The organism is Corallococcus sp. CA047B (genome assembly GCF_003612065.1).
Classification (GTDB): Bacteria; Myxococcota; Myxococcia; order Myxococcales; family Myxococcaceae; genus Corallococcus; species Corallococcus praedator.
This window is the reverse complement of sequence record NZ_RAWD01000299.1, coordinates 1-11,641: the sequence shown is the minus strand read 5'-3', so window position 1 is coordinate 11,641 and position 11,641 is coordinate 1. Positions and strand designations below refer to the sequence as shown.

The window sequence follows — 11,641 nt, the reverse complement described above, 5'->3', positions numbered from 1 at the left end:
CTCCCCACCCGGCGAACACCTGCGCCTCGAAGCCGCTGTTCATGCCCCGTTGCACCAGCACCACCGCCGCCGCGTCCACATGCGCCAACGTCGTCCGCCGTGCCGTGTCTCCAATCCCTGTCCCCTCGTGCACCGCCGAAAGTGCCAGCGTGTAGCGGCCTGGCTGCGCGGACTGGCCGGACAGGACGTGTTGCACGTCCAGCGCGAACTCGGCACCCATCAGGCGGGCCCCCAGCACGTCGGAGACAAACGCCTCGGTGTACAGGGGCCCCAGGGTGCCCGTCAGCACGGCCCCGGCCGGGTGGTAGTCCGGATTGTTGCGATTGGAGTAGCGCCGCACCAGGTGCCCTGACAACAGGCTGTAGCAATCCAGGGAGCCGGCCCACAGCGCCACCGGGGATGCGTCGCTGCCCACCGAGAGGAGGCGCACCACCTGCCCCCAGTCAGACAGCGTATCCCAGTCCTCCTCACGGACGCTGCCCGCCCCCCTGCTCTCGCCCCACAACCGCAGCCGCACCGGGGCGCCCAGGTTGAGGCCAAACAGCTCCCCTCCGTCCACGACCAGCGAGGGCTCCAGTTGCACGAAGCCTTCGTCCTGGCCCATGCCATCTCTCGGCAGCAGCGTCAGCGTCGTGGCCTCCAGTCGGGTGAGGAAGTGCCACCGCCGGAGCGGGGGCACTTCCCTGGCCCCCTGTTCCACGGGAGGTGGCGTCACGTGCTCTTCAGGTTGCAAGCCTGCTTCCACGGGGTGCGACGTCTGATCGTCCTCGGCCCACGCGGATGCTGGCAAAAGGAGCCACAGCCACACGACCCAGCCTTGCTTCATGTGCATACGCACCGCCGGTGAGGGTTCCAGCGATGAAGCAAAGGACACACGTCTGACGTTCAGTCCGGCGGCGGTGGAGGAAGCAGCCACCTTGTTGCCATGCGGCATGTGCCTTCCTGCAATCGCGGGAAGGTCCCGTCGTACCCAGGATCTGGCCTACGGTAGGCCTCCCACCGCCGCGGCGAGGAACCCATTGCCTGTGAATCCCTTGAACCTGGCCTGCCTGACGACGCTGGCTGTCCTCTGCGTCGCGCTTCCAGTCCAGGCGGCGGAGGATGCGGGGCTTCAAGCCCGAGTTAGGCAGTTCGTCGCGGACACGCACTTCAATGGCGTCGTCCTGATCGGCAAGGGCTCACGCGCGGAGTACGCGGAGGCGTTCGGTGTCGCGGACGCCGAGACGAAGCGGCCTCTTACTCGCAACAGCCGCTTCTTCATGGGCTCCGTGAGCAAGTGGCTCACGTCGATCGTCGTCCTTCGGCTGGTGGACGAGGGAAAGCTCGCGCTCGATACCCCTGTCAGCACCTACCTCCCGGAGTATCGAGCGGACACAGGGAAGCAGCTCACCCTGCGTCATCTGCTCAGCCATGGCAGCGGCCTGCCCAACGGCCTCATGGATGAATACAAGAAGGATCCGAGCATTGAGCGCGAAACTCGGCCCCAGGCCGAAGCGGTGACTCGATACGCGAGCGGGGACTTCGTGTTCCGTCCTGGCGAGCGCTTTGACTACAACATCTCGAACTGGATTCTCGTGCAAGCCATCCTGGAGCGCGTCTCCGGGCAGCCCTATGCACAGCTCGCCCAGCGCCTCGTGTTCAAACCACTGCGCATGGCGGACAGCGGTATCGCGGCGGGTGAAGCGGTGACGATTCCAAATCTGGCCCTGGGATACAGGTCCCTGGAACCGAAGATAGAGCGCCGCGTCTACCCGCTCCCGAACTACCTCGTCACGGGTGGCGGTTTCTACAGCACCGCCGACGACATGCTTCGCCTGAACCACGGGGTGCTCTCGGGAAAACTCCTGTCGCCTGCGTCACGGAAGGCGCTGCTGACCGTCGAGCGTCCCGAGTCGTCCTATGCCCTGGGCGGACGCGTCCGCACGCTGGGGTCGGGACCGGAAGCCCAGACCCTCGCATCGAACGACGGGACGTGTGGCGCCTATCGCACCATCTCCTGGCGGGTCCTCGAAGACGGTCGCACGATCCTGTTCCTGAGCAGCCTGCGTCCTGATGACGCGAAGCTCTTTGCCTTCGCGGAAACCCTTCTGAGGCTCCAGAACCCCAAGCCATAGGAACCCACATGACATTCCAACGATGTGGCTCGTGGCCTGCAAAACCACACCACCCGAGCCCGACCTGCTGCACGCGACCGCGCTGCGAAACACGTCACTGGCGGACAACCCGCAGCCCAGGCCTCCACTTCAGAGAAGGCCGTCCCGTTCATGGACGTGGTCGGCTACATGGACGCTCGGAGCTACGCGCTTCTCGGTGGCGTCATCGCCGTCCTGGGAGAGGCTCGCCTGGGCAAGGGACAGGCGGGTCAGGCACCGGAGGGGCGAACGACGAGCCGCGCGATGTGCCCTGTGGCATTCCATGGGGCCATCAAGATTGCGACGTTGCGACGTCTACAACATCCCGCTCCGCCAGGGATTCGCTGAATCCGGCTGGGACGGCTGGCTGCCGCTGACGCACTGAGTCCATGGAATTCCTGGACTTCACTTCTAGCGTTATTTTCTGTATTGATACCTACTCAGAGGGGGTTTCAATGCAGATGACGATTTCGCGCCCGTGGCTGGGATTGGCCCTGGGACTTGTGTTGGGGATGTGGCCTCACCTTGGGGCGGCGCAGCTGGCGCCCACGGGGGGCCACTACGCAGCGCGTGCTTCCGACACCGGCACCTCGCTCGGCTCGGTCAATGCTTCCGGCGGCTACTCCGCCTCCATCCCCCTCGACCTGCCAGGTTCGCGCGGCGGACTCCCCGTCCCCGTCTCCATCGGCTCTGGGGGCCGGGGCGTGGGCGCGGTGGGCCTGGGCTGGGACATCCCGCTCTCCTACATCCGAAGGGACCTGACCTTCGCCCACCGCAAGCCGCGGGTGGGCACGGGTGCCCCCACGGGCCGTGAGCAGGTCACCCTCTCCCTCCAGGGACAGACCCTGGAGCTGTTTCCACGGCAGGTCTCCGCGGGGCCGCCGCAGGTGCTGCACTGGGGCGCGCGGAACGGTGCGCCCGACCTGCTCCTCAAGGAGGTGGAGGGCACATGGGTGATGTACGACGGTGAGGGTTGGACCTGGACCTTCACCCAGCCCAACCTGCTCTTCGGTGCGGGCCTCTGGCTGCTGACGTCCATCACCGGCCCGGACAACACCGCCGTCCAGCTCCTCTACGACGTCTCCGGCGTCGCCACTCCGGGCGCGGGCGTGGGCTACACCATCGACCTGCGGCAGGTGCTCTACAACAAGCACCCCCAGTCCAACTGCTTCAAGAACGAGGTCACCCTCAACTACGGCGCCCCGGTCTCGTCGCCCCTCTCGCTGTCGCTGCTGAACACCAACATCGTCATGACGCGGGTGCGCACCCTGAGCACCCTGGACGTCTCCAGCCGCGCCACCTGCGCCAGCTCCCCCCAGCGGCTTCGCACCTATACCTTCGCCTACCAGACCGACTCCGACACCCGGCTGCCCCGCCTCGTCTCCGTCAACGTGCTCGGCCGCCAGGGCACCCCGGAGCAGTCCGTCGCGCTCCCCGTCGCCTCCTTCACCTACGGCCTCGCCACCACCAGCGGCACGCTCACCTACGCGAAGACCGCTTCCATCCCGATGCCCTCGGGCGTGGACACCACCAAGCTCTCCAGCACCGGCCGCGATGGCACCTTCCTGCCGCCGCTCACGTCCGAAGTGGGCTCCGCCACCTGGCAGAGCCTCACCGACGTCACGGGGGATGGCCTGCCCGACTTCGTCTACGCCAAGAGCGGCAAGCTCTGGGTCGCCCTCAACAAGCCCGGCGCGGCGGGTGCCACCACCCTGGGCACCGTCAACGCCCAGCTCGCCGACGCCACCTTCGCTTCCGGCCCCTTCGGGTCGATGAGCGCCACGGAGATGCGCTTCCCTGGCAACCCCGCCGCCAGCGGCAAGGACCGGGTGTGGCGTCAGGCCCTGGACGTCAACGGCGATGGCCGCGTCGACTTCATCGACGCCGGCGAGTCCCCGTACAAGTGGGTCGTCTACCTCAACACGCCCGGCACCGGCCCCACTGGCATCCAGTGGCAGCGCCGCACGATTTCCGTCAGCGCGCTCTACAGCCACCTCGTCGGTCTGGGCCACTCCCTCAGCAATGGCTACCTGCCCCTCTCCAGCCGCTTCAGCGGCCGCGACCGCGGGGTCCGCCTGTGCTGGAGGTGGAACGCCAGCATCCCGAAGTGGGAGCAGACGTCCTCGGGCACCCCGGGGTGCGGCCCCACGGGCGCGGTGGCGTTCGCGGACCCAGAGAAGACCTACACCGAATGGGAGGTGACGGACGTCAACGGCGATGGCTTCCCGGACTTCGTCTTCAACTCCTCCCCCATCGAGGTGAAAGCCATCCCGCCTTCGTTCAACGGCAGCGCCGACGGCGCGATCTACTACGGCGATTGCTCCATCAAGGTGCAGCCCACGCTGACCGACGGGAACGCGGTCCAGGCCTTCTTCAACACCTATGGCGTGATGATCTCCGACAGCGTCACCGCCTTCTCCTCGCCCGTCACGCTCAAGCCGAACGCCGCCTGCGGTGTGGGCCTGTGGTTCACGACCAGCGACACCCAGCGCGTCGAGTGTGGCCTCGCCGACGTCAACGGTGACGGCCTCCTCGACCGGGTGGAGGGCTCCACCGTCTCGCTCGGCACGGGCAGCGGCTTCAGCGTCGCGACGCTGACGCTGCCGGGCCGCCTGTCCGTGCAGGAGAACGCCCAGGAACGCATCTGCACCTGGCCCAATCCGGATCCTCCCCTGAGCACCCCCTACGGCTCCGGCCAGACCCAGGGGCTGCGCGACCTGACCGGCGACGGCATCCCCGACTACGTGGACCTCAACTCGTCCGGGCAATGGACCGTCGCGGTGGGCACCGGAGCGGGCTTCGCCCCGGCCGTGAACATCAGCGTGACGGGAAGCACCTTCTCCCTCTCCAGCCAGACGGAGCGCTGCGACGGCCTGACGTCCGACACCCGCAGCGGCCTCTATGACCTCAATGGCGATGGCAAGCCCGAGGTCATCCGCCTCAACGGCACCAACCTGGACGTCTACCAACTTTCCGGCGGAAGTCGCCCCGGCAAGCCCGAGGCCGGCCGTCTCATCCGCGTGAACAACGACTACGGCGCGTTCACCACCATCGCCTACCGCTCCGCCAAGGAGGACGGCACCACGAAGCACCAGGTCCCCTTCCCGGAGGTCGTCGTCTCCTCCGTCGTCACCGTCGGCGGCCTGGGCCTGGGCGGCACCCTGGCGGAGACGCGCTACGCCTACGGTGGCGCCGAGCTCGTCTACGACTCCGCGCTCCACGCCTTCACCATGCCCGCCTACCAGCGCTCGGTGTCCATGAGCACCGTCACCGTCCTGGGTAGGGGCGAGGGCTACGCCACCATCACGGACACGTATCCGCAGCCCGCCTTCGACAACACCTCCCCGGCCGTGCGCTTCGGCCGCTCCCTGCTGACCGGCAAGGTGCGCGACATCACCACCGTCACCAGCGCCAGCCTGGACCCCTGGACGCTGCTGGCCACCGACCTCACCACCTACGGCAGCCGGCTGAAGGCCTCGCACATGGAATGGGGCACGAAGTACTTCCCGGAGCCCGTGCCCGCCGGCACGCCCAACGAGGGCCTGGACTGCTTCGAGCTGGCCCATCCGCTCGACTTCCCGGCCTCGTACCTGGTCGTCAACAGCGGGTACGACGCCTGCCGCGCGCACGGCTTCGCCTACTCGCGCGTCACCGACTCCTGGCGCGGGAGCGCGGCACCGCCCTCCACCGCCAACGTGGTCACCCGCTCGGAGGCGACGGACGTGGACGACTACGGCCGGACCCTCAATGCCAAGCACGCCAACGACGTCTACCGGACCGATGACGACCTCTGCGTGGAGACGCTGTACGCCACGCCCACCAGCACGGGCGCGGCCCCCCGGGTGCTCCACGCGCCCAAAAGCCGGCGTTACTGGACGTGCGACAAGACGCCCTTCGTCACCTACGCCTCCGAGTCCTGGCGCTACGACGGCCTGGCCTCCGGCAGCGTCTCCGTGGGCCGCCTCACCTCGCACCTGCGCGACCGGCGCGACCTCACCACCGGCGCGATCCTGAACACGGTGACCGAGTACACCGCCAGCTACGATGCCGCCGGCAATCCCTCCTCCGTCACCCGGGTGCGTGAGGACGGCGCCACGCGCACCGTGAAGCTCGCCTACGACGAGTTCGGGCTCGCGCAGACAGAGCAGCGCGTGGACGCCACCGGCGTTCCGACGCTCACCACCACCCTCAACCTGGATCCGCTCACCCTCGCGTCGCGCGGCATGACCGACCCCACCCTGACCTGGTACGGCATCGACCGGGACGGCTATGAGCGGCCCGTGCGCTCCACCGTGCAGCCCCAAGGCGGCGCCCTGGGCGTGATGTCGACGACGCGCTACCTGGGCTACACCGGCCTGGATCCGCTCGGCCGTCGCGTGACGACCAAGACCTTCATGGATCCCGTCACGCCCGGCACCGAGGGCAGCGCCGTGGGCGAGACCACCACCACGTTCATGGACGAGCTGGGCCGCACCCGCCGCACCGAGTCTCCCCTGGGCAGCGACTACGGCACCGAGGTGATGATCAGCGGCGCGCGCACGTACGACGACATGGGGCGCGTGGTGTTCGCGGCGGACCCGTACCCGGCCTCGCAGAACGCGGCCACCGCCTATGGCACCAGCTCCTTCTTCAACCTGGATGGAACCCCGTCCTGCGCGATCCGCGGCAACGGCCCGCAGGCCTACACCACCACGCCCAACCTGGGCACCGAGCTGCTCCCCACCTGCTACTCGCGCACGTTCGCCAACCACCTGGAGACCGTGTCCCTCCGGGACGCCGCGGCCATGATCTCCACCACGCCGCAGGCGAACGTCCTGCACTCCTCCACCCTGACGGCGGTGGGCCGGGTGCTGTCGCGCACGACGACGAAGAGCGGCACCCCACTGGAGCACGCCACCTTCACCCATGACCGGCTGGGCCAGGTGACGAGCATGACCCGCTACCTGGATCCCGTGGGACTCACGGGCCCGGTGACGTCGTCGTGGGTCCAGGACTCCTTCGGCCAGCGCGTCTCGTGGCAGGAGCCGGACAGCGCCGTGAAGACGATGAAGTACAGCACCTGGGGTGAGCCGCTGGAGGTCACCTGGACCGAGTCTGTCACGGCCCCCACTGGCGCTCGCAGCCAGGTCTCCCAATATGACGCCCTGAGCCGCCTCACCCACTCCGAGGACCGCACCCTGGGCGTGACGGAGCCGGACACCGTCCACGACTTCCTCTACGACGTCGGCGCCAGCCCCACGTCCCTCGTCACCCCGACCCACGTCCTGGGACGGTTGGCGCAGACCCGGTCCCCCCTGGGTGAGGTCTTCTACAGCTACGACGCCTACGGCCATTCCAACGCGCACGTCTACACCGACGCCCAGGGCACGTACTACGTGGAGAAGAGCGACCTGCACGCGAACGGGGCGCTCGACGCGTTCACGTTCCAGCTGCCCGACACCGGCTACGAGAAGGAGGTGACCTGGTACGCCTACGACACCGCGCGCCGGCCCATGTATGTCAAGTACGAGGGCCCGGACATCAGCCAGGAGCTCTTCGTCGCGAAGTCCATCGACCCGTTCGGCCGGGTGCGCAATGCCATCCACGGAGGCGTGGTGGAGTTCGTCGGGGACTTCGACGACACCGGGCGCCGGCTGCCGCGCGGCCTGACCCTCGCGTCCAGCTACGGCTCCCGCGGCGTCGGCATTGCCTCCTACGACGCCGTGGGCCGCGAACTGGTGCGCACGGAGACCGTCAACGGCGTCTCCCCCGGCGTGAAGAGGAACCTCTCCTACGACGCGCTCGGCAGGCTCGCGACCTTCAAGCGCTCCACGGGCAGCACCTACTTCGCGGACTGGAGCTACACCTACGACGCCCTGGGCAATGTCCTCACGCAGAACGACGTGCTCGGGACCGCTGACGCAGCGATGAGCTACGGCACCGTGGACCGCGACCGGCTCTGCCGCATCGGCTATGGCAACGGAGGGCTGGGCGGCACCGCGTGCAACGTCGCCCATGACAGCTCCGGCAACGTGCTCAGCCAGCCCACCCGCACGGGGACGCGCAAGCTCACCTATCTGCCGTCTGGCGACGTGCGCTCCATCTCCGCGCCCGAGGGCACCGCCACCTTCCGTTCCGGCGCCCTGGGCAGCTTGGAGGAGATGGAGTTGAGCGTTTCGGGCAGGGACGCCCGGCACGTGTGGAGGTTCGGTGGCCTTCTGGAGCTGAAGGAACAGGTCATCGACGGGAAGAAGACCCAGGTCCTCACCCGCAACATCCCGGGCCCGGGCGGCATCGTCGCCACCCGGCAGGGCTTCAAGGGCCCCTGGCGCTTCCCTTTCGGGGAGATCCGCGGCACGCGCTACTCCGCCGACATCCAGGGCCAGTTCATCCAGGACGTGGACTACCAGGGGTTCGGCGAGGCGAAGTCCACCGGCTCCGTGTCACCGGGCTCCCTGCTCTACTCCAGCGACCAGTGGAACGGCGGTGAGGCCCTGGAGTCGCTGGGGGTGTCGCAGTTGGGCGCCCGCGTCTACGACCCGGTCATCGGACGGTTCTTGAGCCGCGATCCGCTCCTCGTCGTCCGCACCGCGGCCACCACCCATCCCTATGCGTTCTCGCTGAACGACCCCATCAACCGCGCCGACCCGACAGGCATGGATCCGGTGCTGGGGGCGGGGTGCATTGGAGATGAGTGCCGGGGCCCGGATGGACAGGGCTTCCCAGGCATGCCGGGCGGCGGAGGTGGCCCCAGCGGCATCAACAACCCGGGCCTGTACTTGCCCTCCGCGGGCGCGTCCGGCGGCGTCGCGAACCCCCAGGCGGCCAACCCCATCACGGCCACGGCCACGTTCGCCCAGGGGCCCAAGACCCTCGCGGGCCTGAACCTGAAGATCATCGTCCACACGGCCACCGGCATCGCCATGGACCCGTCCTTCAACTTCGACTCCATGGCGGCAGCGGGCTTCACGTACAAGGAGGCGATCAAGCGGGTCCTCGCATCGGAGCAGGGCGCGGAGGCCACCGCCGTCCGGGAGAACTCGTGGTTCGACCGGTGGTCGAGCTTCTCGCAGGGCCTCGGCGACTCGATGATGTTCTGGTGTCCGGGCTGCACGCAGAACATGCGCGCCAGCTGGGGCATCACCTCCGGCGGGAACGGCTGGTATTACGCGTGGGGAACCGTCACCGGCATTGTCGGCTCGTTCTTCACCCCGAGCCCGTCGTCGGTCATCAAGCCGTCCAAGTTCGACCCCTACTATGAGCAGCTGCGTGGGGAGCTGCAGTACGTGAACATCGGCGGTGGCGGTAAGAATTGCGCCAACTGCGTGATCGCGGGCCATGCCACGCTCAATGGCAATCCCGCGAGCGCGCTCAGGTCGGTCGAGGGAATGACTCCCGACGCCATCGAGGCGTACTTCGGCCGGCCGTTTGTCACGATGAGCGGCTTCGAGGAGGCCTACGCCGTCGTGGCGAATTGGGAGCAGGGCGCCATGGGCGGCCTCATGACCATCGACCGGAAGGGAATCGCCCACATCGTCCTGGGGCGAAACAACCTGGGGAAGGCCTACTTCGTGGACCCCAAGGCATTCGGCTCGCCAGCAAACTTCGAGGGCGTCGGCGCCTGGTACCTGATGAAACTGCCTTGAGTTTCCCGGGGAGGAGGCCCCACGCCTCCTCCCCAGGGCTGCCAGGGGAGTCACGACGGCGAGGTGCGGTCCGCCATCAGCACATCCACCGGCTGAGCACCATCCGCAGCGCCGATCCACGCCAGGACATGTGCAATCGGAGCCACCACACTCCGCAGGAGAGCCACCAGAAGCGCTCGCACTTCCTGGATGGTTGCTGCATGGGAAGTCTCGCTCCTCCCCCTCCTGTTCCTTCAACAGGATGTTGAACGCCCAGCTGCGCTCCGCCATGTGGACCCCAGCCCGCTCAACGATGGCTCCGCCGGGAGCTTCGCTGTCGGATGGACCGTGAGCCGCTATCGAGGTCGGGCACAGCGGCGGTCCCGCTCTGTCGGACACGGTCTTCTTCCCGGACGACAAGCACCTGACGCAGCGTTGGACCGTGACCTTTGACGCTACCGGACTCATCGCCGAGGTGGATGTATCGGACGAATGATGTTCCACCCGAACGGCTTCAGCGTTCTCCCGCCTGAACCCAGACGTGGTGCTCCACCTTCCTCCACGACTGTCGGGCCGCCGGTGACAGCGTGGCCCCACCCCGGTGTGCCAGTTCCTCCTCGTAGCGCTGGCATGCCTCCTGCGCCGTCGTCCCGTACGCCATGACGTAGGCGTACATGAACAGCTCCGTCGAATAGCCGTACTGATCCGCGTTGCCTGGCTGTTCGTACACGGTCGCGATCAGCACACCGCCGTTCTTCGGGATGTGCTGCTCCACTCCCGCCAGGATCTTGTCCAGCGCCTCCTGGGTCCGCTTGTAGTTCACGGAGGTGATGAGCGCGCTCATCAGCCACTCCACCACCGCCCCAGACCACTCGTAGGACTTTGGCGCGGAGACGACCCGGATCCCACTCCCCGTCCGGTGCACCGTCACCGCCGTCACCTGGAGCGGACGCTTCGGTACCGTCGGCTTCAGCGCCTTCGGTGTCACCAGCGGCTTCGACGTGGCCACGTTGCGCGGCGTCGCCAGGGGCACCACCACCCGCTGCGCCAGGGGCGTCAGGGGCTTCGTGGTCCCCGTCAGCCTCGTGCCTCCCAGGATGGCCTGCCCTGGCTTCGTGCTCTCCGCGTACTTCTGGCGCGGCTTGAACGACACGTGCTTCAACTTCAGCGCCTGCACGTCGTCCGCGTAGCGGATCTCCGGCGGCTGCATCGCGAAGCCCTGGCTCACGTTCTCCTGGTACACCTGCCCCATCAGCTTCTCGAACGTGCCGCTGCCCTTGTTGATGCCCCCGTCCACCAGCGCCAGCCGCACGTAGCCGTACCCGTACAGCACGCCCCGGGCCTTCGAGTACACGTGGTCCACGTCGTGCCCCGTCGGCACCGCTCCGAACGCGCTCACCCACGCCTTGCGGTAGTCCGGATACGACGGGTTCACCCACAGCTGCAGGTCCCCCGCGTAGCTGCGCACCACCAGCACGTCCTGGACCTGATACCGGCCCAGTGACTCGCAGTGCCCGATGTACTGCTCCAACGACTGCCGGCTCTTCGCGGCGACGGGAATCGGTGGATCGGTCTGCGGCGGGCTCACGGGGAGCAGGGAGCCAACCACGCCCCTCCCGCCCCGGGCAACACGGCGTGTCCCAGCGCCGTGCGCACCTCTCGCCGGCACCGCCCGCCTGCCCGTCCGCCCGGCCTTCCAGCACTCAAATCGTCAAGAAAGACGGGAAGTTGAGGGGCCGGCCGAGCGCGTGGTACGAACTCCCGTTCAGTTCCCCTCGACAACTTCTGTTTCTGGAGCCGGCTTCCATGAGCGAGCGCAATGACGTCACGCGGCCTTCGTCCCCCGCCCCGGTGCCTCCTGCTGGAGTCCCCGGCGCGACCGAGGCACTCGCCCAGAACGTGACC

3 protein-coding genes and 1 pseudogene are annotated in these 11,641 nt (G+C 67.9%); 2 read left to right on the top strand and 2 right to left on the bottom strand.

Translation table 11 applies throughout. The annotated features are described in order from the left end of the window. Window positions 1-832 (bottom strand): annotated as a pseudogene (locus tag D7X74_RS32950) (hypothetical protein); the annotation flags it as partial. 193 nt (window positions 833-1,025) lie between these two features. On the opposite strand from D7X74_RS32950, the gene D7X74_RS32945 reads away from it, so the two are divergent. Both D7X74_RS32945 and D7X74_RS32940 read left to right on the top strand, forming a co-directional pair. Continuing rightward, complete coding sequence (locus D7X74_RS32945) at window positions 1,026-2,114, top strand: serine hydrolase (protein WP_158620357.1); 1,089 nt, start codon at window positions 1,026-1,028, stop codon at window positions 2,112-2,114. Window positions 2,115-2,644: 530 nt separating this feature from the next. After that, a complete protein-coding gene (locus tag D7X74_RS32940; RefSeq protein WP_120536972.1) occupies window positions 2,645-9,757 on the top strand; it encodes an RHS repeat-associated core domain-containing protein in 7,113 nt (2,370 codons plus the stop codon). Between the two features lie 493 nt (window positions 9,758-10,250). Here the strand turns inward: D7X74_RS32940 and D7X74_RS32935 are convergent, their stop codons facing one another. After that, window positions 10,251-11,324 carry a hypothetical protein gene (locus tag D7X74_RS32935; RefSeq protein WP_158622332.1) on the bottom strand — a complete coding sequence of 358 codons (1,074 nt, stop codon included), beginning with the start codon at window positions 11,322-11,324 and terminating at the stop codon, window positions 10,251-10,253. Window positions 11,325-11,641: the final 317 nt, after the last annotated feature.